The sequence below is a fragment of the Actinoallomurus soli genome (assembly GCF_024055715.1).
GTDB lineage: Bacteria > Actinomycetota > Actinomycetes > Streptosporangiales > Streptosporangiaceae > Actinoallomurus > Actinoallomurus soli.
Genome location: NZ_JAMXMV010000009.1, coordinates 81,523 through 106,110, shown reverse-complemented (window position 1 = coordinate 106,110; position 24,588 = coordinate 81,523). Strand labels below are relative to the sequence as shown.

Genomic DNA, 24,588 nt, shown 5'->3' with positions numbered 1-24,588 from the left:
TGTGAGCAATACTCGCTTCTGCCGAAAAGCGGATGTTCTGGTTGCGTCTTCTCCAGCGCCCGCCGCTTGGGATACTGCGTGGGGGACGCCGCGAGTGCGAGGTGACGTTATGGATGAGCTTGGCCGGTTGAAGCGGGTTGACCCGCGAAGCGTCTGGATGCATGAGGCTCACGATTTCACGCCCTGGCTTCTGACGAACAAGGACGCCCTGGCGGAAGTCCTGGGCATCGATCTGGAACTGACCAGCGCCGAGTATCCGGTTGGCGGGTTCGCGTTGGACCTCATCGGCCGGGACCTGACCAACGACTGTGTTCTGATCGTTGAGAATCAGCTTGCCGGTACTGACCACACTCACCTCGGTCAGATCCTCACCTATGCGGCCGGTACTGACGCTGCGACCATCGTGTGGATGGCAACCGCCTTCCGCGAGGAACACCGCCAGGCACTGGACTGGCTTAACGGGCTGGCGGGCAGCAACGCCAGGTTCTTCGGCGTCGAAATCGGGTTGGCACGCATCGGGTCCTCCCCGCCGGCGCCGCTGTTCACGCTTGCCGCTCAGCCCAATGACTGGCACGCTCACCTGGCGGCTGCGGCCAAGGTGGAGAGTGGTGGTTCAGGCAAGGGGGAGCTGTACCGGCAGTTCTGGACGAAGTTCCTGGATCGGGTTCACGCCGAACGACCCTTGTGGACCCGAGCACGAGTGCCGCAGAACGTGAACTGGATGATCATGCCCTGCCCGGTCAAAGGAGCCTCCCTCGGAGTCAACTTCACCGGTGATGGCCGCATCCGCACCGAGCTCTACATCGACAACGGCGATAGGGCGCTGAACACCGCGATATTCCAAGCCCTGCAGACCTACCGTGCAAAGATCGAGGCCGCTGTAGGGGAAATGCTGAGCTGGGAAGACATGCCGACTCGGCAAGCTAGCAGAATCGCGATGTATCGACCCGGCCAGGTCACTGATACAACTCAGGCGGACAGCTATATCGACTGGTTCCTCGATACCGGCACCCGACTACGCGCCGCTCTCACACCAGAAGTAGTGGCCGCGGCCGCAGCGGCCCAACCTGCTGAACCGCTGTCTGATTGAATCAGCGGATCCCGCCAACTCGGCCTGGGAGAGCCGGGCGCGCGAGTACATCCCCGCGCCCCCAGAACTCACTCATCTGCCGCTGATCGCACGGGAGATGTTACGTACGTGCCGCGTGATCGAATGACGATCCTCCAGTGTGACCACCGCCGCGCCAGCCGCTGCACCATCGTGCCGATGCGCTCATCGATCCGGCTGGCCTGCAGCAGCACCCGACAGGTGCCCGTCTGAATACCTGGCCTGCTGAGGGCTGATCTGCTCACAGCAGCGAAACCGGCGGCCGGCGCCGCGTAGGCGGCATGGTCGGGGCATGACGAACGATGAGAAGCAGCCGCTGTTCGACCACCGGCTCCGAGAACGGTTCTTCAGCCAGCGGATACTGGTCCTCGACGGCGCGCTCGACGACGACAACGGGACGGTGCTTGCGACACAGCTACTCTCCCTCGCGAGCGAGGATCCCGGGAAGGACATCGCGTTGTGGATCCACTCGCCGGGCGGCTCCGTCCCGGCGATGCTGGCCATCCGCGACGTGATGCGGCTCGTACCGTGCGACGTGGCCACCCTCGCGCTGGGACTGGCGTGCAGTGCGGGGCAGTTCCTGCTGTCTGCGGGCACACCGGGCAAACGCTTCGCCCTACCTCACGCCCGCATCCTGATGCACCAGGGCTCGGCGGGGATCGGCGGATCGGCCGTCGAGGTGGAGGTACAGGCCGACGACCTGCGGCACACTCGGGACACGGTGCTCGGCCTCATCGCGGAGGACACCGGCCAGCCGATCGACCGGATCTTCGCTGACTCGCTGCACGACCGCTGGTTCACCACCGAGCAGGCCCGCGAGTACGGCTTCATCGACCACATCGTCAACGATCTGAGCCAGGTCGTGCCCGTGCGGCCGCACACGCTGGGACTCGGCTCGGCGACAGGAGTCCGCGCGTGAGCACATACACCATCCCCAACGTCATCACGCGGGTCGCGGGGGGCGAGCGGATCATGGACGTCTACTCGCACCTGCTGGCGGAGCGGATCGTCTACCTCGGCACCGCGATCGACTCCGGCGTGGCGAACGCGTTGATCGCCCAGTTGCTGTACCTGGAGGCGGACGACCCGGAGCGGGAGATCAACCTGTACATCAACTCCGAGGGCGGCGACCCGTCAGCGATGCTCGCACTGTACGACACCATGCGCTACATCAAGGCGCCGGTGGCGACGACGTGCGTCGGTCAAGCGGTCGCGGCCGGCGCGGTGCTGCTGGCTGCCGGCGGTGCCGGCCGCCGTTCCGTGTTGCCCCACGCCCGGGTGGTACTGCATCAGCCCGCAGCGCAGGGCCGCGGCGCCATCCCGGACCTCATTCTCCAGGCGGACGAGGTGATACGGGTGCGCACGCAGCTGGAGGAGATCCTTTCGAAGCACACTGGTCACGATGTCGCGCGGTTGCGGCACGATACCGACCGGGACCGCGTGTTCGACGCGGCGAGCGCCGTCAGCTACGGGCTAGCGGACCAGGTCATCGACCACCGAATCTGACCACGGTCTCATGCGGCCATGAGCACGGGTCCTGCGGGACGGCGCCCGACCGTGGGACTCGTGCTGCGGCGTCGCCGGACATCGCCCGCGATGCCGGCGAGCAGGTCGGCCAGGCCGATGCCGAGCGCACCGGTGACCGCGGCGATCATCTCGCTCGACGGCTCCTTGCGACCGCGTTCGATCTCGGACAGGTACTGGGGCGAGATACCGGCCCGCTCCGCGATGTCGATGAGGCGCCCACCCTGCTCCTCCCTGGCCGCGCGCAGGGTTCGGCCGAGCACCTCGCGCCATAGCGGCTCCGGCTCACGATCCGGTGCGGGGATGGGATTTCGCTGGAACTGGAGAATGTCCGCCATGCGGTCATCCTGGCATCGGTCCGGCGACCGAGGGCAGCGCTTCCTCTCCAGGCGAAACACCTGCGGCACTGAGCCTGCGGGGCATCGTCGCCCCGCCGGTCGTCGACATGCCGGCACCCGGCACCGCCCCTACTGAAGCCAACGTCCTGTCATGCCGCAGGCCGTATGCGGCAGGTCTGGATTTGGACCCGCGCCGGCGCACATTGCATCAGGTCACGCGCTGTCATGCCGATCGCTGTGGGTACTGGTTCTGGTCGGGGGGTTTCATGGACGGCTTGCGGTGGCCGGGGGAGCATGCCGCGGCGAGATCCGTTCGTTGGTGATCGGCGGCGAGATCGCGGGCGAGCGGGCGTCTCGCCGGAGGTCGGAGGGTGGCCTCGGTGAGGCGTTGGCTCTTCGCTGATCAGCTCGGTCCGCATTTTCTGGACACGCCGGATCAGCCGGTGCTGCTGGTGGAGTCGCGGGCGGTGCTGCGGCGACGGCGATTCCACCGGCGCAAGGCGCACCTGGTGCTGTCCGCGCTACGCCACCGCGCCTCCGAGCTGGGCGATCAGGCCCGGTTCATCCGGACCGACACTTATCGGGAGGCGCTGGGGCGCCTGGACGAGCCGGTGACGGTCTGCCGGCCGACCTCGCATGCCGCCGACGCGTTCGTACGGTCCCTCGACGACGTCGAGGTGCTGCCGGCGCGGGGCTTCGCCACCTCGGCGGAGGAGTTCGCGGCCTGGGCCGAGGGCAGGGCGGGAAGGCGGCTGTTGCTGGAGGACTTCTACCGCCGGACGCGGAAGCGGCTCGGAGTGCTGATGGAGCCCGACGGCGAGCCGACCGGCGGGCGGTGGAACTTCGACGCCGACAACCGCGAGCCCCCGCCCCGGAACGCGGCGCGGCTGGACGTACCCGCGCCGTGGCGGCCTCGCGAGGACGACATCGACGCGCGGGTGCGCTCGGACCTCGACGCCTGGGCGCGGGACGGCGACGTGGCGTTCGTGGGCAACGACGGGCCACGGGAGTTCCCGGCGACCAGGGACGAGGCCCTGGCGGCACTGGGCGTGTTCGTCCGCGGCCGGCTCCGGGAGTTCGGGAGATACGAAGACGCGATGCTGGCCGATGACCCGGTCATGGCGCACAGCCTGCTGTCGGCCTCACTGAACCTCGGGCTGCTGGACCCGCTGGAATGCGTGCACGCCGCCGAGGACGCCTACCGTCGCGGGTGGGCCCCGCCGGCCGCGGTCGAGGGGTTCGTCCGGCAGATCCTCGGCTGGCGGGAGTACGTCTGGCATGTGTACTGGCACCTGGGCCCCGGCTACCGTCACCACGACCACCTGTCGGCCCGCCGCGCGATGCCACGCTGGTTCGCCGAACTCGACGCCGACGCGGTCGACGCGCGCTGCCTGGCCACCGTCCTCGCCGAGGTACGCGACCACGGCTGGGTGCATCACATTCCCCGGCTGATCGTGCTCGGCAACTACGCGCTGCAGCGCGGCTGGCGGCCGGCCGAGGTGACCGACTGGTTCCACCGGTGCTTCGTCGACGGCTACGACTGGGTCATGGTGCCCAACGTCGTCGGTATGGCGCTGCACGCGGACGGCGGGAAGATCGCCACCAAACCGTACGCCGCCGGCGGGGCCTACATCGACCGGATGAGCGACTTCTGCGCACGGTGCCCGTACGATCCCAGGCGCCGGCTGGGCGACGACGCCTGCCCCTTCACCGCGGGGTACTGGTGGTTCCTGCACCGCAACGCCGAGCTCCTGGGCCGCAACCACCGGATGAGCCGCCCGCTGGCGAACCTGCGCGGCCTCGCCGACATCGACGCGGTCGCCGAGCAGGAACAAGATCGTGGGTCCGATCCGCCCTGACCCGGGCGAACCCCGACACGCTCTCATGCCGCTGAGCGGGTCAGTGGACTTGCCAGACGTGCAGCAGGTGGTCGTGGCTGGTGAGGACGGGACGCCAGGTCGACGGGATTCCGGGCAGGGCGGCCTTCGCGGCGTCGCCGCAGCGCGGGCAGGCGTCGCTGCCGACGCTGTAGGCCACGACGTAGTCGCCCACCGCCGGCTGTCCCGCGTTCGTCAACGGCCGCAGGCGGCCGCGCCACACCCGGTGGCCGGTCCGGGTCACGAAGTAGATCGGCAGAACGCGGTACAGCTTCGTGTCCGCCCAGACCGTACGGGCGCCGGAGCGGGCCAGCCAGGACCGGAACTCCGGCAGCGCGTCCGACGACACGCGCGGCGAGCCCGCCCAGCCGGGCGCGCCCGGCCGGCCGAACACGGCGAGCCCCGCCGTGATGAGCGCGACGCAGCAGACGACCGCCGGAGCGGCCGCCCGCGCCCGCGGGCGGACGGCGCGGCCGAGCAGCCAGAGCGCCGCGACGCCGCCCAGGACGAAGGCGGGGAACACCGGGTACCAGTAGCGCAGGAGCTGCAGGCGCAGCTTCGGATGGGCCGGGTTCAGGACGCCGCCGAGCAGCGTGAGCGGCACCCACAGCAGCACGATCCACAGCGCGAACACGCCGGCCCGCCGTATCGGCGGATCCGCCGGAGCGCCGCCGCGCCATCCCCGTACGAGACCGACGGAGCAGACCGCGCCCGCGCCGAGCGTCAGGGCGAGGAGGAGCAGCAGCCCCGGGCCCTCGGGGAGCGTCGCGAGCTGCTGCGGCAGCCGCCACAGGTACACCCACAACGGCAGGTTGTGGAAGGTCTCGGCGACCTCCGGGCGGGACGGCAGGTCGCCCAGGCCCGACCCGGCGTGCAGGCGGGCCAGCGGGTCGTCGTACAGCCACGCGTTGAACGCCGTCTCGCCCACGCCGGTCAGCGCCACCGGAGTGAACGCCCAGAGCGCGTCCCACCGGCCGATCCGCCGCCACAGCAGCACGGGGACCAGCGGCCAGACGAACACGATGAACTCGCGGACCAGGTAGCTCCACCCGAGCAGCACGCCGATCACGACGAGCCAGACCCGGCGGTGGCGGAGCAGCCCACGGCGGAGCGCGACGGCCAGGGCGACGGCCGCGGTGAACAGGGCGGTGGCGGGCAGGTCCGGCAGCAGCTCGGTGCCGGCGACGACCACGATCCCGACGCAGCCGAGGACCGCCGCCGACACGGCGCCGACGAGCCGGCCGAACAGCAGGCGCCCGATCGCGTACACCGACCCGAACAGCAGCAGCGCCGTCGCGACCGGGAACAGGTGGTAGGTCGTCTCCGAGTAGCCGAACACCTTCATGGCCAGCGCGGTCGGCGCGGTCAGCCCGATCCGCAGGTACTGGTGCTCGAAGATCGGGTCCGGCGGCCGGGACGGGAAGGACCGGGCGGCGTCCATGTACCGGCTGTGGTCCACCGGCTGCGGCACCGACAGGTCGAGGAGCAGCAGCACGGCGTACGCCGCCAGCAGGATCGCGGGCAGCAGGAGCTCGCCGCGGCGGCGCGGGGCCGCCGCCGCGACGGCCGGCTCGGAGGCGGTGTCCAGCATCAGAAGACGACGTGCTCCTCGGCGGGACCGTGGAACGCGACCCGGCCGTGCCGCATCAACTCCTCGTCGCTGACCTTCCAGGTGTGCGCCTCGCGGTCGCCGCGCACGGAGACGAAGTTGAAGCGGTCCGCGGAGTGGATCCCGACGTCCTCCGCCTGGGCCCGGCGCAGCAGGTCGCTGTCCACGGCGCGGGGTAGATCGGAGAACCGCAGCCGCCGCAGGACGTCGCCGTCGGCGAGGATCGTGCCGCCCTGGATGAGCTCCGCCTCGGTGTGCTCCAGGTGCGGGAAGCGCAGCAGGGTCACCCCGTGCGTGCGCATCTCGCAGTAGTGCGCGCCCTTCCCCACCAGGCCGGCCGTCGTGTAGTCGAAGGCGTAGGCCAGGTCGCTCAGGTAGTGCGGCCCGTACAGGTTGTCGTCGTCCATCTTGGCGAGGTACGCGCCGTCGGCCGCGTCGATGCCGAGGTTCAGCACCGCGCCGAGCGTCAGGCCCGCGTCGGCGGACAGCACGACGACGTTCTCCAGCCCGGCGGCCCGCGCCTTGGCCGCGGCCCGGTCGGAGGAGAAGCCGTGCGTGACCAGGACGAGCTGCAGCGGCCGGTGGACCTGCCGGGCGACCTGCTCGATGGCGTGGTCGATCTGCTCGGGGCGGTTGGTCGGCAGGATCACCGAGATCGAACGCTCCCGGCGGGGCGCGGACACGCCCGCCGCCGACAGGATCGCGTCCGCCCGGTGCCCGTACAGGTGCTTCTCGAACACCTCGCGCATGGCCAGGTGCCCGACGCGGTCCCGCAGGTCCGCACTCTTCATCAGCTCGACCAGGGCCTCGGTGGTCTGCTCCGGGGCGGTCGAGAGCCGTACGAGGTCGCCGAAGACCTCCTCCAGGGCCCGCGAGTGGCCGGAGACGACCGGCGTGCCGCAGGCCGACAGCTCGAACACCCGGCGCGCGCACATCGTCGGCGACCTCGTCACCGAGTTGACGTTGAGGAAGATCTTGTACGCCTTGTACGCGGCGAGCATCTTCTCGTACGGCAGCGACCCGACGATGTGGTCGGCGTACTCCGGCGGGAACTGGAAGTCCGGGTCGTCGGAGATGCGGCTGTAGATGTGCAGGTCGAACTCGCGGGCCGGGGCGAGGATCGTGTCCATCTGCGCCGCGCGCTCGGGATACTTCTTGGAGTGGTACGTCCCGGCGAACGCCACCTCGTACTTCCGCCCGCCCGGCACGGCCACCGGGTTGTGGATCCGCGGCTGCGCGCCGAACGGCAGCAGCGCGACCCGGTCATGGCCCAGCGCCTCGACGTAGCGCGGGATGCAGTCGGCGTCGACGGTGAAGACCCGGTCGAACAGCTTCGCCGTCTCGATGAACCGGTCGAAGTTCGGCGGGTCCTCCTTGTTCCAGAACACCGTCGGGATGCCCTGGGCCCGGCACCAGGCGACGAGGTCGCGCACGGGCTGCTTCGGCGCGCCCGCCGCGCTCATCATCGTCGCCCAGCGCCCGTCGTTGCCGTGCCAGGCCGACTCGACGAACAGCAACTCCGGCCGCTCGCGCTCCAGGACCTCGCGCCAGTCCTCCGGTCCGAACTGAATCTGCTGCCACTCGTACCGGAACGCCGTCGCGGAGAACACGTCGAGGATCACCGCGACCTTCAGGCCCCGCGCGACCGGCCCGTCCGGGACGGCGACCTCCGGGATGGCGATCGCCGAGTAGTGCCCCGTCTGGTCCGGCGAGCCGGTCGTCGTGTCGGGCTTCGGCTCCGCGAGGCGCGGCGGGGGCTTCAGCGCGCTCGCCACGCTCTTCGGCAGCTTGAGCGCGTCCGCGGGCCGCTTGGCGCTCCACAGCGCCTCGCCCAGCCGCCACCACTTGCGGTTCTTGGCGGACTTGAGCTGCCAGGTGACGTACTCGGTCCGGTAGGACTGGTGGGCCAGGCGCGCCTCGAGGTTCTTCATCCGGGCGTTGACCTGCTCGTAGCGGGCGATCGCGATGTCGTAGCGCCGCATCCGCTCCTTCTCGTCCTGCATCGCCTCCTGGATCGCGATGAACGCGCGCTCCATCAGCGGCTGGGACTCGATGATCAGCCGGTCCGGGTCGGCCATCGGCCCGGGGTGCGCCCGCACCCGCAGGTACCGGTCGACGATGTCGAGGCTCTCGATCGAGACGTACGGCGCGAGCAGCCGGACCAGCGAGTCCACGTAGAAGGTGGCGTAGTGGTCGTGGTGCTTGCTGAGGCCGAACGGCGTCGTCAGGGCCAGTACCCCGTCCGGGCGCAGCACCCGCGCGGCCTCCTTGAGGAACGGGGAGGCGTCCGGGATGTGCTCGACGATCTCGCCCATGATGACGGTGTCGAACGAGGCGTCGGGCAGGTCCAGCGCGCTCGCGTCCGCGAGGCGGAACTCCAGGCGGCCGCGTACGTCCTCCGGCTCGGCGTCGCGCTCTTTGTTCGCGTACTCGATACGGTCGGCCTGGATGTCCACGCCGAGTACGGTCAGCCCGCGCCGCGCGCACAGGATCGAGGCGATGCCCTGCGAGCACCCGATGTCGAGCACCTCTCCGGTGGCCTGGCCGACGAGCCAGTGGATACGATCACGAGCGACCCGCTGCGTGCTTTCGGCCCAGATCTCGCCTTTGTAGACCTCGGAGATGCGATCGGAATTAGCCATTGAGCCTCATGTCGTCGGAAGTGGCGCAGCGACGCTAGCCGCGCTCGGCGAACGGACGGTGTCGGGCAGGCGACACCGGGGTAATCGACGGACGATTAAGGTGGTCACCGTGGCTCAGATCGGCTCCACCCGGTAGATGGCATCTCCGCATCCGCCGGAGACGGTCCTGGGGTGGGTCCGTGACGTCGTGGGCGGCCGGATCACCTCGATCCGCTCGATGGGCGCCGGCTCGACGACCCTGCACGCGATCGACGCCGGCACCGACCCCGTACGCCGCCTGGTGGTCCGCCGGTTCCACGACACCGCGCGGCTGCGGACCGACCCCTGGTACGTCCCGGCCGTCGAGGCCGCCGTCCTCGAGCTTCTCGACGACACGGAGGTGCCGGCGCCGCGCCTGCTCGCCGCCGACCCGTACGGCCGGCTCTGCGACGTCCCCGCGCTCCTCGTGACACGGGTTCCGGGCCGGCACGCGGTGCGGCCCTGGGACATGGACGCCTACCTGGTCGGCATGGCCCAGGCCCTCACCCGGGTCCACGAGGTGCAGCCGGAGGCGGACCTGCGCGCCTACGCGCCGTACCACGACCCCGCCGTCCACGGGGAGCGCCGCCCGCCCGCCTGGTCGGGCAGCCCCGAGCTCTGGCAGCGAGTGTTCGAGGTGATCTCCGGGCCCGCCCCGGAGACGCCCGCCGGGTTCATCCACCGCGACTTCCACCCGGGGCAGATCATGTGGTCCGGGGACCGGCTGACCGGGATCGTCGACTGGACGACCGGCTGCCGGGGCCCGTACGGCGTCGACCTGGCCCGGATGCGGATCAGCCTGGCCGTCGAGTACGGCCTCGAGGTCGCCGAGCGGTTCCTCGCCTTCTACCAGCGGATCGCCGGGCCGGACGGCCGCCATCCCTACTGGGACCTCCTGGACGCCGCCGACATGATCCTGAACATGCCCGTTCCGGAGACCCAGGACATCGCCGACGGGTACTCCCGATTCGAGCACTGGACGGCCATCGCGCTCGCGAGCGTGTGACGCCGCGGCCGATCACCTTGCCGCGGCCGATCGCCTTGCCGCAGCCGATCGACGGTCCGAGAATGACCTGAAACGACGGGGCGGTGGGGTCAATGCCGGAATCGACGACCGTTCGCCTGTATCCGCTGGTACCAGAGCACAGACTGCCTCTGGCCGTGGCATGGCTCGCCGGTCTCCCCCTCGGGATCGGCCTGGCCTCCGGGCTGGGCCTGCTGCACTCCCCGGGCGGGCGGCTCCTGTGCATCCTCGCTACCCCGCTCCTGCTTCATGCGGTGCAGATGGCCTGGCTGGTGGCGGTGCGGTTCGATGACACCGCCGTCACCATCATCCGGCCGTGGCGCCGCCGCCGGATCCCCTGGGACGACATCGCCGGCCTGATCTACACCGAACATGTGAACACCGGGCGTACCGTGTTGATGACTTATCGACTCCGCCTGGTGCTGAAGAGCAGCGCTCCGCCAGAAGGGCGCCATCTGACGTACGCCATGCGGAAACAGCCGTACGCCACGGGCCCGGTCGTCATGACCCTCTTCAGCATCGACCCCGGCGCCGGCTCCATCGGCGCCGCGCCAGGGTGCCGGGAGCGTGTCCTCGCCGAGCTGGAACGGCACGGCCTCCCGCGGCCCGGACCGTATGCCATGCGGTTCCGCTCTCCCAAGTACACCCTGGAAGAGGAGACCCTCGCCGTCTCGATGGACGTCCGCAAGGGCTCCCACAACACCCACCCCGTCACCGTGAACCACCGCGGGCCCCATGACGACCGACAGGCCGACCTGATCGACACTGTGCTGCCGGAACTGGCCCGCACACACGCGGCCGCCCCCGTCACCGAGCACAACGACCGCTACACCATCTTCTTCTTCGAGGGACCTGACGCCGAACAGGCCGCTGCCGACTTCATCACCGCAGCACGGGAGATCGTTCCCACCGGGTGGCGGATCACCCCGACCGCACTCCCCGAGCCCCCTGCCTCGGCTCGCTGATCGGCCGCGGCGCGTGACGACCGGTACCACCACGACCACCGCCATCTCTCCGGTGACGCGGACCCGGGCGGAAGACCCGGGGCGCCGCCCCGCGGCGCCGGGCGGACGCGGTCTCTTGGTCACCGAATCGGACATCCGTTGTCATTTTCTGTGAAGGTGGAGCTTCTTCCCCTGTGCTGACCTGCGGGGTTACCGTCGAAAGTGTTCCGGTGACAGGCGGGTGTGCCGATCCTTAGTGGATCTTCCCAAAATGAATCGCACCGCCCAGCCCGCCGTTCCCGGGACCGTGGATGGAGAGGCACGTCGATCCGCCCCAGTAGATCCAGCCTCTCCTCAGCCCGGCCTCTCGCGCATCCGGGGCCGGTGACAAGGGCGCTGGACGCCGCGGGTGACGAGACACCGGCGTCCAGCGCCCCATCGGTTCACGGGCCCGGTCGCGGCGCACGGCGGGGCGGACCCGATAATGGCCTGTCATGGAGGAACGTCTCATCGACAGGATCGGCCGGCGCGCGTCGGTCATCGGGCTCGGCACCTGGCAGCTGGGGGCCGACTGGGGGCAGGTGGAGGAGAAGGACGCCGTCGCCGTCCTCGAGGCGGCGGTCGAGTCCGGGGTCACGTTCCTCGACACGGCCGACGTCTACGGCGACGGGCGGAGCGAGCAGATCATCGGCCGCTTCCTGCGCGATCACCCCGGTCTGTTCGTCGCGACGAAGATGGGGCGCCGGGCCCCGCTCGACCCCGCCGAGTACACCCTCGACAACTTCCGCGCCTGGACCGACCGGTCGCGCGCCAACCTCGGGGTCGACACCCTCGACCTCGTCCAGCTGCACTGCCCGCCGACGCCGGTCTACTCCCGCGACGAGGTGTTCGACGCCCTGGACACCCTCGTCGACGAGGGACGGATCGCCGCGTACGGCGTCAGCGTCGAGACGTGCGACGAGGCGCTCACCGCGATCGCCCGGCCGGGCACGGCCAGCGTTCAGATCATCCTGAACGCCTTCCGGCAGAAGCCCCTGGAGCGGGTGCTGCCGGCCGCCGCCGAGGCGGGCGTCGGGATCATCGCGCGCGTGCCGCTGGCCTCGGGCCTGCTGTCGGGCCGCTACCGCCACGACACGCAGTTCGGCCCCGCGGACCACCGGACGTTCAACCGGCGCGGGGAGGCGTTCGACGTCGGCGAGACGTTCTCGGGCGTGGACTACGACACCGGAGTCGACGCGGCGGCGGAGTTCGCGGCGCTGGCGGCGCCGGGGGCCACCCCCGCGCAGACGGCACTCCGGTGGATCATCCAGCAGCCCGGCGTCACCACGGTCATCCCGGGCGCGCGCAACCCCGACCAGGTCCGCGCCAACTGCGCCGCGGCCGGCATGGAGCCGCTGCCGGAGCCGACGCTCGACTCCGTGCGCGATCTCTACGACCGCCGGATCCGCCCGCAGGTGCACCACCGCTGGTAGCCGCCCGCGCCGTCCGCCGACCTCGTGGATTCCCGGGCATGTGCATTGTGCACATGCCGGGATATGATGCGCATGATCGGGCGCCGGCCGCGCCCCTCGACGCGGATCACCAAGCCGATCCACGGCCCGCCGGAGGATGATCCGCGGGCGGCGCCGTGGAAGGGATCACAGTGCTGCGGACAGGCCCGGACGTCCCGTCGCCGGATCGAGACTGGCGCAAGAGCAGGTACAGCAATCCCAGCGGCTGCTGTGTGGAGATCGCACGGATGCGGCCGCCCGCGCCCGCCGGCGCGGGCGATCGCGGACCCGGCCCGGAGCGCCCGGAGGGCGAGCCGGCCGGCCGGGTCTGACCGCCCCCGGCCCGCGCGTGCGGGCCGGAATAACATGCCGTCCGGCTCCGGGCCAGCCCTGACCGGGCCGATGGCCGGACCCGGACGAGCCGGTCCGCGGGCCCCGGCACGCCCGGCCGCGGATGAATCCGCCGATCACACGCCCGGCCTGCGCGGCCGCGGAAGGCGGCTCGGCGCCGCGTCCACGGCCCGGCCACGGCACGCGGCGGTACCGACAGGTAAGGTCATGACCAGCGTGGGGGAGCGGGAGGTGGGCGTTGAACGACCGTCTGTGGACGTGGCCTAACGCATTGAGTTTCGCTCGTCTGATCGGCGTTCCCATCTTTCTGTGGCTGGTCCTCGTCAAGGAGGACTGGTGGGCGCTGGGCATCCTGGTCTTCGCGGGACTGTCGGACTGGCTCGACGGCAAGCTGGCGCGGATGCTCGACCAGACCAGCGAGCTCGGCACGCTCCTCGACCCCGCGGCCGACCGGCTCTACATCTTCGCGACGCTCATCGGGCTCGTCGTCCGGGACGTCGTCCCCCTCTGGGTGGCGCTCGTCCTGGTCGGCCGCGAGGTGTACATGGCCCTGCCCCTCGCCGTCCTGCGGCGGCACGACTACGCCGCCCTCCCGGTGCACTTCGTCGGCAAGACGGCGACGCTCTGCCTGCTCTATGCCTTCCCGTTGCTGTTCCTGGGGGCGCACTCGGGGACCTACGCGACCGTCGCGAAGGTGGTCGGCTGGGCGTTCACGATCTGGGGAACGGGTCTGTACTGGTGGGCCGCCGTCCTCTACACCGTCCAGGTCCGCCGGCTCGTGCTGGCCGACCGCGGCTCCGGCGAGCTGAAGGGAGCGGAACCCCTACCATGATCGGCGTACCCGCGAAGGAGTGGCTCCAGTGAAGGCCGTGGTGATGGCGGGCGGGGAGGGCACCCGCCTGCGTCCGATGACCGCCAACCAGCCGAAGCCGCTCCTGCCGGTGGTCAACAAACCGATCATGGAGCACGTGCTGCGTCTGCTGAAACGGCACGGGTTCACCGAGACGGTCGTCACCGTCCAGTTCCTCGCCGCGCTGGTCCGCAACTACTTCGGCGACGGCGAAGAGATCGGCATGGCGCTGAGCTACGCGACCGAGGAGATGCCCCTCGGTACCGCCGGCAGCGTCAAGAACGCCCAGGACGCGCTGCGCGACGACCGGTTCCTCGTCATCTCCGGCGACGCGCTCACCGACATCGATCTGACCGACATGGTGCGCTTCCACCGCGAGAACGGCGCGCTCGTCACCATCGGCCTCAAGCGGGTGCCGAACCCCCTGGAGTTCGGCATCATCATCGTGGACGACGACGGCCGCATCCAGCGGTTCCTGGAGAAGCCCACGTGGGGCCAGGTGTTCTCCGACACCGTCAACACCGGCATCTACGTGATGGAGCCGGAGGTGCTCGACCACGTCGCGGCGGGCGAGTCCGTCGACTGGTCCGGTGACGTCTTCCCCAAGCTGCTCGCCGAGGGCGCCCCGCTGTACGGCTACGTCGCCGAGGGCTACTGGGAGGACGTCGGCACCCACGAGAGCTACCTCAAGGCCCAGGCCGACATGCTGTCCGGCAAGATCCAGGCGGAGCTGGACGGCTTCGAGATGTCCCCGGGCGTCTGGGTCGGCGAGGGCGCGGAGGTCGACCCCGAGGCGATCCTCAAGGGCCCGCTCTACATCGGCGACTACGCCAAGGTCGAGGCCGGCGCGGAGCTGCGGGAGTTCACCGTGCTCGGCAGCAACGTCGTCGTCAAGGAGGGCGCGTTCCTGCACCGCGCCATCGTCCACGACAACGTCTTCGTCGGCCCGCTGGCCAACCTCCGCGGCTGTGTCGTGGGCAAGAACACCGACATCATGTCCGCCGCCCGCGTCGAAGAGGGCGCCATCATCGGCGACGAGTGCGTGATCGAGGCCGAGGCGTACATCTCCAGCGAGGTCAAGGTCTACCCGTTCAAGACCATCGAGGCCGGGGCGGTCGTCAACACCAGCGTCATCTGGGAGTCCCGCGGCCAGCGCACGCTCTTCGGGCCGCGTGGGGTGTCCGGCCTGGTCAACGTCGAGATCACCCCTGAGCTCGCGGTGCGGCTGGCCAGCGCGTACGCCACCACGCTGAAGAAGGGCGCGGGCGTGACGGCGTCCCGCGACGCCTCCCGGGCGGCCCGCACGCTCAAGCGCGCCGTGCAGAGCGCGCTCACCGCCAGCGCCATCAACGTCCAGGACCTGGAGGCCTGCCCGATCCCGGTCGCGCGGTACGAGACCGCGCGGGAGGACTGCTCGGGCGGCATCGTCATCCGTACGACCCCGGGCGACCCGCAGGGAGTCGACATCCTCTTCCTCGACGAGAACGGCGCGGACCTCTCCCAGGCGGCGCAGCGGAAGCTGGAGCGGGTGTTCAGCCGGCAGGAGTACCGCCGGGCGTTCCCCGGCGAGATCGCCGAGCTGACCTATCCCGCCCGGGTCTTCGAGAGCTACGCGCGCGACCTGGAGCGCCGCATCGACCTGCGCGGGGTCCGCGAGGCCGAGCTGAAGATCGTCATCGACTGCGCCGGCGGCACCGGATCGCTGGTCCTGCCGCAGCTGCTCGGCCGCATCGGGGTCGAGGTCCTCACCGTCAACAACCGCCTCGACGAGGTGTCGCCGACCGAGACGCTGGCCGAGCGCATGCGCGACCTGCAGCGGCTGAGCGACCTGGTGTCCTCCTCGCGGGCGGCGTTCGGCGTGCGCTTCGACACCGTCGCCGAGCGCATCAGCCTCGTCAACGAGAACGGCGAGCTGATCAGCGACGACCGCGGACTGCTCGTCGTCCTCGACCTCGTGGCCGCGGAGCGGCGCGGCGGCCGGGTGGCGCTGCCGGTCACCACCACGCGGGTGGCCGAGCAGGTCTGCCGCTTCCACGGCGTGCAGGTCGAGTGGACCTCCACCTCCCAGGACGTGCTGACGAAGGCGACGACGGCCGACGACATCATCTTCGCCGGAGACGGCCGGGGCGGGTTCGTGATCCCGGAGTTCAGCCCCACGGTGGACGGGGTCGCCGCGTTCCTCCGGCTGCTCGGCCTGGTCGCGCGCACCCGCCTGACGCTCTCCCAGATCGACCAGCGGATCCCGGAGGCACACTTGCTGAAACGGTCGGTCCCCACCCCGTGGGCGGCCAAGGGCAGCGTCATGCGGCACGTCGTCGAGGCCGCGGGCGACCGCCCGATCGACACGACCGACGGCGTCCGCGTCATCGAGGACGACGCCAGCTGGGTGCTCGTCCTGCCCGACCCGGCCGAGGCGGTCACCCACCTGTGGGCCGAGGGCGCCGACCGGGACTCCGCCCAGGCGCTCCTGGAGACGTGGGCCGCCGTCGTGGAGGCCGCCGGTTCATGACCGAGCGAAGCGAGGAAAGCAATCGAGCACGGCACCTTGGTCATGAGGCCGGCGAAGGATGCCTCATGACCGATCGGAACGACGGCGCGGCTCCGGACGGACCGCGCCCGAACCACCCCGCCCCCGGGGACGCCGCCGGGGTGCGCACTGAAGATCCGCGACCGGTCGACCCCACGGCGGGACCGGCGGACGCGGGCGACCGGACCGACGCACCGGCAGGGCCGGCGGGCGTCGGCGAGCGGGATCGAACCGGCGCGCCGCCGGAGCCGCCGGGAGGGGACACGCCCGTCCCCGCCGGCCGGCCGCGGCGGCCGTGGTGGCGGCGCTGGGGGCGACGACTGGGCCTGACGGTGCTCGCTCTCGCCGTCGTCGCGACGATGTTCTCCTTCATCTACAACGCGGCCACCGCCGACAGGGTCCGCCCGCCCGCCGGGCTCACCTACGTACGGACCGGCGACCTGCTGACCCGGTACCGCGCGTGGGGCGCCGGCGGCTCGCCGGTCGTCCTCGTGCACGGGGCGGCCGAGTCCGCCGACACCTGGCAGCCGGTCGCCGAGTTCCTCGCCCGCGACCACCGGGTGTACGCCCTGGACCTCAACGGGGCCGGGTACACCTCGCGGCGCGCGCCGTACGACCTGGACCACCAGACACGGCAGCTGCTCGCCTTCATCGACGCGCTCGGCCTGCGCAGGCCCGTGCTGGTCGGGCATTCCTCGGGTGCCGCGACCGTCGCGGACGCCGCGATGCGCTCCCCGGACCGCGTCGGGGGCCTGATGTTCCTCGACGGCGACGCCCTCAGCACCGGGGCCGGACCGCCTTCCGCCGCCCGCTACCTGATCATCCCGCCCTACCGGACCACCCTCCTGCGTCTGGGCGTTCGCTCCGACTGGCTCATCCGCACCATCTACTCCGCGCAGTGCGGTCCGGGCTGCCCCCGCCTGGACGCGGCCGGAGTGGAGGAATGGCGCCGGCCCTTCCAGGTGGCCGGCGCGGAGGCCGGAATCTGGGGGATGCTGCGGTACGGCGTGCCCGGACTGCCTCCCGGCCGGCTGGCCGGGCTGCGATCGGTCGGTGTGCCCAAGGCGGTGGTGTACGGCGCCGAGGACCACGTGTTCGCCAAGGACTCCGCGGCCCAGACGGCCCGCCGGATCGGCGCCCCGGACCCGACCCTGATCCCGGGGGCGCGGCATCTCACGCTGATCTCCGCCCCGTCGCAGGTCGCCCGCGCCGTCGAGGACCTCGCCGCCCGCCGTACGCCCTGACACCGAAGGCCGGCGCGCCGTCTGCTTCGGTGCGAGGGCGAGCGCCGGGTCCAGGATCAGCGAGCGCCCGCTGGAGGAGATGAGGCGGGCGGGCTCGGGGCAGGAGGAGGGCCATGAGCAGGCCGATCGCGGCCGTACCTGCCGCGACCAGGAAGGAGACGCGGAAGCCGTGCATGGTCGGGACCGCGACCCCGTTCACGTCGTTCGCGGTGTTGGCGATGACCATGCCGATGACGGCGCTGGAGGCTGAGGAGCCGATCGAGCGCATCAGGGTGTTGAGGCCGTTGGCCGCGCCCGTCTCCGAGGCGCGGACAGCGCCGATGATCAGGGCCGGGAGGGAGGAGTAGGCGAGGCCGATGCCCGGACCCAGGATCACCGTGATGACGAGGCTTTGCCAGGGGGCGCTCATCAGGCCGAGGCCGGCACCGTAGCCGATCGCGATGATCATCATGCCGAGGATCAGGGTGACCTTGGGGCTGTACTTCGCGGCCAGCCGGGCGTAGAGGGGAGCCGTGAGCATCATGGTCAGGCCGAGCGGTGCCACGAGGAGGCCGGCGACCACCATCGACTGACCGAGGCCGTAGCCGGTGGCCTTCGGCAGCTGGAGCAGCTGGGGAAGGACCAGGGAGGCGGCCAGGTAGGAGATGCCGACCATGATCGAGGCGAGGTTGGTGCAGAGTACCGCGGGGCGGGCCGTGGTGCGCAGGTCCACCAGCGGTGCCTTGAGACGTAGCTCCATCATGGCCCACAGGACGAGTACGACCGCCGCCGCGGCGAACAGCCCGAGGGTGGTCCCGGAGGTCCAGCCCCAGTCGTTGCCCTTGGTGATCGGGAGCAGGAAGAGGACCAGACCGGCGGACAGCCCGATCGCGCCCAGGACGTCGAAGGTGCCCTGCGCGCGGGTCGGGGATTCGGGGACGACGAGGAGGGTGAGGGCGAGGCAGAGGATGCCGAGGCCGGCGGCGCCGTAGAAGAGGGCGTGCCAGTCGGTGTGCTGGGCGACCAGGGCCGCGGCGGGCAGGGCGAGGCTGCCGCCGACGCCCATGGAAGAGCTCATGAGGGCCATCGCCGAGCCCAGCCTCTCGCGGGGGAGCATGTCGCGCATCAGGCCGATACCGAGGGGTATCGCGCTCATCGCGAAGCCCTGGAGGGCCCGGCCTGCGATCATCGTGAGCAGGTCGCTGGTGAGGGCGCTGACGAGTGCGCCGATGACCATCACCGCGAGGCTGAGGATCAGCATGCTGCGCTTGCCGTGGAGGTCGCCGAGACGGCCCATGATCGGTGTGGCGACGGCTCCGGAGAGCAGGGTCGAGGTGATGACCCAGGTCGCGTTGCTCGGTTCGGTGCCCAGCAGTTGCGGCAGATCTTTGATCACCGGGACCAGCAGGGTCTGCATCACCGAGACCACGATGCCCGTGAAGGCGAGCACCGGGACGAGAGCTCCGCTCGCTCTGGTTGTCGGCTGGTCGGTCGACGTGTGCGTCATGAAGAAGGCCTCCAGGCTGGGAGGTCGGGTGGTTCCGTACGGGATGGCTCGTGGATTTCTGCAGGCTGAGCCGGGTGCGACGATCGCGCTTCAAGCGGAACGCCGGACCGAAGGATCACTCGGAGAGTGACGCTGTCCTCTTCGGATCGGCCGTTGCCCATGCGCCGAGGGCGAATCCATCGCCCTCTCGCCGGACTTCCACCGCGCCCGCACCACCGAAGTGCGCGGGGACGAGCAGTTCCCGTTCATCGGCGGCCCGCCCGAGAATCCGGCGGCGGCTGGCCGCCGCTTGTTCCGGAACCAGGCAGGCGTTGCTGTTGCAGCAGGGCTGGAGGATCTGCACCGGGCTGTGCAGCAGGTCTCCGACGAAAACCGCCCGGTCGCTCCCGGACGCGAGTCGCAGCACGGACGAGCCGGGGGTGTGGCCGGGCGCGGACTCCAAAATGAGATGGTCGTCGATGCGATGGAGACCGTCCCACAGCACGGCCTGTCCGGCCTCGTGGATGGGCGCGATGCTGTCTTCGTAGATCAGGCGGTCGGCCTTCTGCGCGTCGTTGCCGTACGCGTTGTCCGGACCGTAATGGAAGTCGTCTGCGGCAGGAATGAGGTATTGGGCGTTGGGGAATGTCGGCACCCACTGTCCGTCTGGGGCGACGGTGTTCCAGCCGACGTGATCGACGTGGAGGTGGGTGTTGACGACGACGTCCACATCCTGCGGGTGAACACCGGCCTTCACCAGCAGGCCGGGGAGATCACTTCGAGACCGGTGGAAGGGCCCCATGCCCGGTCGCTCGCGCCCGTTGCCCGCGCCGGTGTCGACCAGGACGGTCCGCCCACCGCTGCGCAGCACCCAGGTCTGCAGGGCAAGCACCGCCCGATCGGTGTCCGGCTCCCAGTGGTCCGGTGTCAGCCAGTCCGCGTTGTCCCGCCATACCTCGGCAGCGACCGCCGGGAACATTCCCGAGGTGGGCAGGAACGGTTCATGCCATTCCACGACCCGGATGACCTCGACGTCCCCCAGCACCATGCTCTGCACACTTGCGTTCTCGTTCGTCATGCGCTCGACCCTAGGTACGCCGAACGATCCTTTCGATACGCGACAAGGTCGAAAAGATACGAATCCGTCTCATGCATGATGCGGGAGATAAGCTTGGCGAATGGATGTGGTGAGCGACGCGATCTCTGCCGCCCACCTCGGGCACCCCTGGTTTCACCGGGTGCGGGCGAGCGGGAGCTGGTGCGCGCGGCTGGACCCGTACAACGGCGCGGGCTTCTACGTCGTCGTGAAGGGAAGCATTCGGCTGCTGACCGACGGCGGCGCCCTGGTGACGCTCGGCGTGGGTGACGCGGTGCTGCTGCCTCATGGCACAGGCCATGTGATCGCCGATTCCCCCATCGATGCGGCGGCCGCGGAGGAGAAGGCGGTACCGTTCGAACAATGGCTGGCGGGGACAGGGCCGCAGGCCCGGCCTGGTCGTGACGGAACGGAACTGCTCTGCGGCAAGTACTGGCTCGACTGCAGCCGCATGCACCCGCTCATGGCTGAGTTGCCCGAGGTCGTCCACCTTCCCAGCCGAGTAGGCGGCCACCTCGAACTCCGGGCGGCGATCGATCTGCTCAGCGGCGAGTTGGACGAGGTGCGGCCCGGCTCCTGCGTGGCGCTCCCGAGCCTGCTCGATCTCCTCCTCGTCTACATGATCCGTTCCTGGATGACCGAGGCCACCAGCGGAACCTGGCCCACCGCACTGGGCGACTCGGTCACGGCCGCCGCCCTGCGGGCGATGCACTCTGAACCGGCCGCGCCATGGACCATCGACCGCCTGGCCGCGGAGGCGGGCGTCTCCCGTCCCACCTTGGCGCGCCGTTTCACCGCCCTGGTCGGCCGCCCCCCGATGGCTTACCTGACGTGGTGGCGCGTGATGCTCGCCGCCACTCTGCTGCGCGACACCCCGGAAACCCTGGCCACCATCGCCGGCCGAGTCGGCTACAGCAGCCCGTACGCACTCTCCCACGCCTTCGAAAGGGAGTTCGGCATTACACCGGGGCGATATCGAGCGAAGGTCGCAGATCGCCCCGCTCCCGCCGCAAGCCCTCAATCGACGTCACAACGAACCGACGTCGGTAACTCGGTCAGGCAGTGACTCCCACGGTCATCGTGGAATGCGCGGCACCTAGCGGCTGCGGGAGCGGCGGAGCCGGCCGGACACCAGCGCCGGCCCGGCGTGCACGGTGACCCCCGCGAAGTCCCCGGCGACCTCCGCCACCCAGTACGCCCGCTCGATGACGACCGCGGGCACGCGGCTGATGACCGGGGTGCGGCCCGACCCCGTGAACTCCGCGGTCACCACGGACACTCCCGCGGGCAACTGTCCCCAGGCCAGCGCCCAACCGGCGGCCCCCCGCGGACTGCGCCAGGCGCCGCGCAGGACCGACAGTGAGACCGGGGTCGCCACGCAGACGTCGGCCAGCCGCAGCCCCTCGTACATCTCGAGCGCGACGCGATCGGCGGCGGCCCGGCCGATCCGCACCGCCCACCCGCTGATCGGCAGCCGCATGAGCGGCACCGCGCCCGCCTGTTCCCCCATAGCTCCCCCTGCCCTGCTGCGCATGGGAACCAGTTCACCGCCCGTTTCTGCGAAGGCTGTGCACGTTTCCTAAGAGTTCGCTGTGAAACGCCGCCGATCAGGCGTGATGCCCAGGGTCCGGCCGGTACCGCGTTCTTGGGAGAATGTCCGGATGACCGAACGGGGGACGCGCTGGAACCGGCCTGACGCCTCGATGTCGCTGCTCGCCGACCTGCTGGCCGGCAAGGACCTCGATCCCGGCTACGAGGCCGCCGCGGCCCGGCGCGCCGCGAGCGGCGACCGGCGCGGCCGCGCGGGCCGATGGGCACGCCTGCTCGCCGGCACCCTCATCATCGGCCTGCTCGGAGCCGTCGCGGTCGTCCAGGTACGCCGCGGCGAGCCGGTCGCCCAGCGCCAGCGCCGGGCCCTCCTCAGCCAGATCGAGCAGCGGACCGGGGAGGACGACGGGCTGCAGCGGCAGGCCGACCGGCTCCGCGGCCAGACCGACACGCTCCGCAGGGCCGCCCTGGCCCGCAGCGACGCCGGCCGGGCCGCGCGCCGGGAGATGGATCGGCTGGCCGCGGCCGCCGCGGCGGGCCCCGTCCACGGCGCCGGACTCACCGTCGTCCTGGACGACTCGCGCACCCGCGGGGACCCGCAGGCCGGCCGGGTCTCCGACCAGGACATGCAACGGCTCGTCAACGCGCTCTGGGCGGCCGGTGCGACCGCCATCGCCGTGAACGGGCAGCGGATGGCCGCCACGACCGCGATCCGCTTCGCCGGCGACGCCATCCTCGTGGACTACCGGCCGCTGTCCCGGCCGTACACCGTCACCGCCCTCGGCGACCCGGACCGTCTGGACGGGTCGTTCGCCGGTTCTCCGGCCGCACGATCGTTCCGTACTCTCAAGACCGCGTTCGGCATCCGCTTCGACATCCACCAGGAGGACAGCGTGCGACTCCCCGCCGCACCGGCCCCCAGTCTCCGCTACGCGGGGGAGGTGCCGTCGAAGTGATCGCCCTGGCCGGCCTGGTGGCGGGGATCGCCCTCGGCCTCTTCTTCCATCCCGACGTGCCGTTGTGGCTGCAGCCGTATCTGCCCATCGCGATCGTGGCGGCGCTGGACGCGATGTTCGGGGGCCTGCGCGCCCGCCTCGACGGCGTCTTCGACGAGAAGGTGTTCGTCGTCTCGTTCCTCAGCAACACGATCATCGCCGTGCTGATCGTCTTCTTCGGCGACCAGCTCGGCGTGGGGTCGCAGCTGTCCACGGGCGTGGTCGTCGTCCTCGGCATCCGGATCTTCTCCAACGTCGCCGCCATCCGCCGCAAGCTGTTTCAAGCATGAGCGAGCCGGGAGGGCGGGGCGCCCGTGAGCCGGAGGCGCGGGACGTCCCCGAGCCGGAGCGGAGCGACGCCGGTGCCGCGCGCCGGAAGAGCGGGCGCCGGCCGGCCGGCCGACTCCTCATCGGGGTGCTGTGCGCGGTGCTCGGGTTCGCCGTCACGGCCGAGGTCCGGTCCAACGACCGGAGCACGAAGTTCGCGACGGCACGGCAGGACGAGCTGGTGGGCATCCTGGGCGACCTGTCGCAGCGTTCGGAGCGGCTGCGCGGTGACATACGCGATCTGGAGAACACCAAGGCCGGCCTCGAACGCGACACGCAGGGCCAGACCGCGGTCGAGGACGCGCGCAAGCGCGCCGCGACGTACGGGATGCTCGCCGGGACGCTGCCGGCGGCGGGTCCCGGCATCCGGCTGACGATCGACGACCCGCGGGGCCGGCTGCGGGCGGAGGACCTCCTCGACGCGCTGGAGGAACTGCGCGACGCGGGAGCCGAGGTGATCCAGGTCGGCGACGTGCGCGTCGGCGTCAGCACCTACTTCGCCGACGCGGCGTCCGGCGGTGTCGTCGCCGACGGGCAGATCTTGTCGCGGCCGTACGTCTTCCTCGTGATCGGAGATCCGCACACGCTCGCGACGGCGCTGAACATTCCGGGCGGCGTGCTGCAGACGCTGCGTAATGACGGCGCGCGGGGGAACGTGGCTCAGGAACAGCGGATCATGATCCGTGCGGTACGGTCGCCGTAGACCGTGGCGCCGGCCGCGCGCCGGAGCTTCACAGCGCGGCGGCGTGGACCGACGATCACTGTCGAAGGTAGCGTTGGAAGACAGGACTCTTGTCATGGTTGACCCCTCGGTCATTGCCGCGTAAGTTGCGGCAACCGCCGACGTGGCGGACGAGGGAGTGAGAGCGCCATGACCGGCGGTGCTTGGAGGGGGGATCGTGTGCTGAGGCCGACCGAAGGTACGGTGCCGGCGGTGCCCTCAGTGCTCGACGTCCGTACCGTACGGTGCCAGAGGCACACCCGAGGCCATAGGTAGGAGGCCGAGCCGATAAATGCCGAGCGTCTACTGCACGCAGTGTGGTCACGCCAATCCGGAGAATGCCAACTTCTGCTCGCAGTGCGGAACCCCGCTCTCCCGTAGCGCGGCGCCGCCGGTTCCGGGCGAGCCGGGAGACTCGACGTCGACGATCTCGCTCGGCGCGATCCCGGACGTCGAGCCGGGCGAGGAGCTGTCTCCGGACCAGATGGCGGTCGAGGCGCTGCCGCCCGACACCGCGCTGCTGGTGGTGAAGCGTGGGCCGAACGCCGGGAGCAGGTTCCTGCTCGACAGCGACCGGACCACGGCGGGCCGTCACCCCGAGAGCGACATCTTCCTCGACGATGTCACCGTGTCCCGCCGCCATGCCGAGTTCTACCGCAGGGGCGCGCAGTTCTCCGTACGCGACGTCGGCAGCCTGAACGGCACCTACGTCAACCGCGAGCGGATCGACGAGGCCGGTCTGTCCGGCGGTGACGAGGTCCAGATCGGCAAGTTCCGGCTGGTGTTCCTCACCAACCCGCAGTACGCCGCCGAGGGAAGGGGCGATGGCCGGCCGGCGGCAGGGCCGTGACGGAGGCGGAGGCGCTGTGGTCGAGGCCGGGAGGGCGCGC

22 protein-coding genes are annotated in these 24,588 nt (G+C 70.8%); 16 read left to right on the top strand and 6 right to left on the bottom strand.

Annotated elements, in window-relative coordinates; all coding sequences use genetic code 11:
- Nucleotides 1-109 precede the first annotated feature (109 nt).
- From NDW01_RS22960 to NDW01_RS22950, 3 genes are all read left to right on the top strand, one after another.
- Entirely contained in the window at nucleotides 110-1,090 is a 981-nt protein-coding gene (locus NDW01_RS22960; protein WP_252823328.1) for a DUF4268 domain-containing protein, read from the top strand.
- 310 nt (nucleotides 1,091-1,400) lie between these two features.
- Nucleotides 1,401-2,027 carry a ClpP family protease gene (locus NDW01_RS22955; protein ID WP_252823327.1) on the top strand — a complete coding sequence of 209 codons (627 nt, stop codon included), beginning with the start codon at nucleotides 1,401-1,403 and terminating at the stop codon, nucleotides 2,025-2,027.
- A complete protein-coding gene (locus NDW01_RS22950) occupies nucleotides 2,024-2,614 on the top strand; it encodes a ClpP family protease (protein ID WP_252823326.1) in 591 nt (196 codons plus the stop codon). Before NDW01_RS22955 ends, NDW01_RS22950 begins: the two co-directional genes overlap by 4 nt.
- 8 nt (nucleotides 2,615-2,622) lie before the next feature.
- On the opposite strand, the gene NDW01_RS22945 is transcribed toward NDW01_RS22950, so the two are convergent.
- Nucleotides 2,623-2,970, bottom strand: coding sequence for a helix-turn-helix domain-containing protein (locus NDW01_RS22945; protein ID WP_252823325.1), 348 nt, complete (start codon nucleotides 2,968-2,970; stop codon nucleotides 2,623-2,625).
- A 380-nt stretch (nucleotides 2,971-3,350) separates the two neighbouring features.
- On the opposite strand from NDW01_RS22945, the gene NDW01_RS22940 reads away from it, so the two are divergent.
- Nucleotides 3,351-4,829 (top strand): cryptochrome/photolyase family protein, encoded by a 1,479-nt coding sequence (locus NDW01_RS22940; RefSeq protein ID WP_252823324.1) that lies wholly within the window; start codon nucleotides 3,351-3,353, stop codon nucleotides 4,827-4,829.
- Between the two features lie 40 nt (nucleotides 4,830-4,869).
- Here NDW01_RS22940 and NDW01_RS22935 read toward each other — a convergent pair whose 3' ends face one another.
- Entirely contained in the window at nucleotides 4,870-6,438 is a 1,569-nt protein-coding gene (locus NDW01_RS22935; protein ID WP_252823323.1) for a glycosyltransferase family 39 protein, read from the bottom strand.
- Nucleotides 6,438-9,098 (bottom strand): methyltransferase domain-containing protein, encoded by a 2,661-nt coding sequence (locus NDW01_RS22930; RefSeq protein WP_252823322.1) that lies wholly within the window; start codon nucleotides 9,096-9,098, stop codon nucleotides 6,438-6,440. Before NDW01_RS22930 ends, NDW01_RS22935 begins: the two co-directional genes overlap by 1 nt.
- Nucleotides 9,099-9,234: 136 nt before the next feature.
- Here NDW01_RS22930 and NDW01_RS22925 point away from each other — a divergent pair, with 136 nt between their 5' ends.
- The 7 genes from NDW01_RS22925 (at nucleotide 9,235) to NDW01_RS22900 (ending at nucleotide 17,546) form a co-directional block, all read left to right on the top strand.
- Nucleotides 9,235-10,122 carry an aminoglycoside phosphotransferase family protein gene (locus NDW01_RS22925; RefSeq protein ID WP_252823321.1) on the top strand — a complete coding sequence of 296 codons (888 nt, stop codon included), beginning with the start codon at nucleotides 9,235-9,237 and terminating at the stop codon, nucleotides 10,120-10,122.
- 155 nt (nucleotides 10,123-10,277) lie between these two features.
- On the top strand, nucleotides 10,278-11,105 hold the full coding sequence (locus NDW01_RS22920) for a hypothetical protein (protein WP_252823320.1): 828 nt from the start codon (nucleotides 10,278-10,280) through the stop codon (nucleotides 11,103-11,105).
- Nucleotides 11,106-11,578: 473 nt separating this feature from the next.
- Nucleotides 11,579-12,556, top strand: coding sequence for an aldo/keto reductase (locus NDW01_RS22915; protein WP_252823319.1), 978 nt, complete (start codon nucleotides 11,579-11,581; stop codon nucleotides 12,554-12,556).
- 155 nt (nucleotides 12,557-12,711) lie between these two features.
- Nucleotides 12,712-12,906, top strand: a complete 195-nt coding sequence (locus tag NDW01_RS44410) for a DUF397 domain-containing protein (RefSeq protein WP_406567755.1) — start codon at nucleotides 12,712-12,714, stop codon at nucleotides 12,904-12,906.
- A 257-nt stretch (nucleotides 12,907-13,163) separates the two neighbouring features.
- Nucleotides 13,164-13,757 (top strand): CDP-alcohol phosphatidyltransferase family protein, encoded by a 594-nt coding sequence (locus tag NDW01_RS22910; RefSeq protein WP_308211762.1) that lies wholly within the window; start codon nucleotides 13,164-13,166, stop codon nucleotides 13,755-13,757.
- A 28-nt stretch (nucleotides 13,758-13,785) separates the two neighbouring features.
- Nucleotides 13,786-16,284, top strand: a complete 2,499-nt coding sequence (locus NDW01_RS22905) for a sugar phosphate nucleotidyltransferase (protein WP_252823317.1) — start codon at nucleotides 13,786-13,788, stop codon at nucleotides 16,282-16,284.
- A 65-nt stretch (nucleotides 16,285-16,349) separates the two neighbouring features.
- Nucleotides 16,350-17,546 (top strand): alpha/beta fold hydrolase, encoded by a 1,197-nt coding sequence (locus tag NDW01_RS22900; RefSeq protein WP_252823316.1) that lies wholly within the window; start codon nucleotides 16,350-16,352, stop codon nucleotides 17,544-17,546.
- Here the strand turns inward: NDW01_RS22900 and NDW01_RS22895 are convergent.
- Complete coding sequence (locus NDW01_RS22895; RefSeq protein ID WP_252823315.1) at nucleotides 17,476-19,032, bottom strand: MFS transporter; 1,557 nt, start codon at nucleotides 19,030-19,032, stop codon at nucleotides 17,476-17,478. The two genes, NDW01_RS22900 and NDW01_RS22895, sit on opposite strands and share 71 nt — an antisense overlap.
- 115 nt (nucleotides 19,033-19,147) lie before the next feature.
- On the bottom strand, nucleotides 19,148-20,089 hold the full coding sequence (locus tag NDW01_RS22890; protein WP_252823314.1) for an MBL fold metallo-hydrolase: 942 nt from the start codon (nucleotides 20,087-20,089) through the stop codon (nucleotides 19,148-19,150).
- Between the two features lie 100 nt (nucleotides 20,090-20,189).
- Between NDW01_RS22890 and NDW01_RS22885 the strand changes: the two genes are divergently transcribed.
- Complete coding sequence (locus NDW01_RS22885) at nucleotides 20,190-21,173, top strand: AraC family transcriptional regulator (protein WP_252823313.1); 984 nt, start codon at nucleotides 20,190-20,192, stop codon at nucleotides 21,171-21,173.
- A gap of 30 nt (nucleotides 21,174-21,203) precedes the next feature.
- On the opposite strand, the gene NDW01_RS22880 is transcribed toward NDW01_RS22885, so the two are convergent.
- Nucleotides 21,204-21,617, bottom strand: a complete 414-nt coding sequence (locus tag NDW01_RS22880) for a hypothetical protein (RefSeq protein WP_252823312.1) — start codon at nucleotides 21,615-21,617, stop codon at nucleotides 21,204-21,206.
- A gap of 151 nt (nucleotides 21,618-21,768) precedes the next feature.
- On the opposite strand from NDW01_RS22880, the gene NDW01_RS22875 reads away from it, so the two are divergent.
- The 4 genes from NDW01_RS22875 to NDW01_RS22860 all read left to right on the top strand — a co-directional run bounded on the left by NDW01_RS22875 (nucleotide 21,769) and on the right by NDW01_RS22860 (nucleotide 24,548).
- A complete protein-coding gene (locus NDW01_RS22875) occupies nucleotides 21,769-22,611 on the top strand; it encodes a DUF881 domain-containing protein (RefSeq protein WP_252823311.1) in 843 nt (280 codons plus the stop codon).
- Nucleotides 22,608-22,940, top strand: coding sequence for a small basic family protein (locus tag NDW01_RS22870; protein ID WP_252781410.1), 333 nt, complete (start codon nucleotides 22,608-22,610; stop codon nucleotides 22,938-22,940). Before NDW01_RS22875 ends, NDW01_RS22870 begins: the two co-directional genes overlap by 4 nt.
- Complete coding sequence (locus NDW01_RS22865; RefSeq protein WP_252823310.1) at nucleotides 22,937-23,680, top strand: DUF881 domain-containing protein; 744 nt, start codon at nucleotides 22,937-22,939, stop codon at nucleotides 23,678-23,680. Before NDW01_RS22870 ends, NDW01_RS22865 begins: the two co-directional genes overlap by 4 nt.
- A gap of 310 nt (nucleotides 23,681-23,990) precedes the next feature.
- Nucleotides 23,991-24,548: an FHA domain-containing protein gene (locus NDW01_RS22860; RefSeq protein ID WP_252823309.1), complete on the top strand. Its 558-nt coding sequence runs from the start codon at nucleotides 23,991-23,993 to the stop codon at nucleotides 24,546-24,548.
- Nucleotides 24,549-24,588 lie beyond the last annotated feature (40 nt).

Bases quoted from the DNA above. Each gene is read 5' to 3' on its own strand.
- NDW01_RS22865 (WP_252823310.1), top strand. From the start codon at position 22,937: ATGAGCGAGCCGGGAGGGCGGGGCGCCCGTGAGCCGGAGGCGCGGGAC.
- NDW01_RS22900 (WP_252823316.1), top strand. From the start codon at position 16,350: ATGACCGATCGGAACGACGGCGCGGCTCCGGACGGACCGCGCCCGAAC.
- NDW01_RS22875 (WP_252823311.1), top strand. From the start codon at position 21,769: ATGACCGAACGGGGGACGCGCTGGAACCGGCCTGACGCCTCGATGTCG.
- NDW01_RS22860 (WP_252823309.1), top strand. From the start codon at position 23,991: ATGCCGAGCGTCTACTGCACGCAGTGTGGTCACGCCAATCCGGAGAAT.
- NDW01_RS22945 (WP_252823325.1), bottom strand. From the start codon at position 2,970: ATGGCGGACATTCTCCAGTTCCAGCGAAATCCCATCCCCGCACCGGAT.
- NDW01_RS22915 (WP_252823319.1), top strand. From the start codon at position 11,579: ATGGAGGAACGTCTCATCGACAGGATCGGCCGGCGCGCGTCGGTCATC.
- NDW01_RS22895 (WP_252823315.1), bottom strand. From the start codon at position 19,032: ATGACGCACACGTCGACCGACCAGCCGACAACCAGAGCGAGCGGAGCT.
- NDW01_RS22960 (WP_252823328.1), top strand. From the start codon at position 110: ATGGATGAGCTTGGCCGGTTGAAGCGGGTTGACCCGCGAAGCGTCTGG.
- NDW01_RS22890 (WP_252823314.1), bottom strand. From the start codon at position 20,089: ATGACGAACGAGAACGCAAGTGTGCAGAGCATGGTGCTGGGGGACGTC.
- NDW01_RS22880 (WP_252823312.1), bottom strand. From the start codon at position 21,617: ATGGGGGAACAGGCGGGCGCGGTGCCGCTCATGCGGCTGCCGATCAGC.
- NDW01_RS22930 (WP_252823322.1), bottom strand. From the start codon at position 9,098: ATGGCTAATTCCGATCGCATCTCCGAGGTCTACAAAGGCGAGATCTGG.
- NDW01_RS22885 (WP_252823313.1), top strand. From the start codon at position 20,190: ATGGATGTGGTGAGCGACGCGATCTCTGCCGCCCACCTCGGGCACCCC.
- NDW01_RS22925 (WP_252823321.1), top strand. From the start codon at position 9,235: ATGGCATCTCCGCATCCGCCGGAGACGGTCCTGGGGTGGGTCCGTGAC.
- NDW01_RS22935 (WP_252823323.1), bottom strand. From the start codon at position 6,438: ATGCTGGACACCGCCTCCGAGCCGGCCGTCGCGGCGGCGGCCCCGCGC.
- NDW01_RS22955 (WP_252823327.1), top strand. From the start codon at position 1,401: ATGACGAACGATGAGAAGCAGCCGCTGTTCGACCACCGGCTCCGAGAA.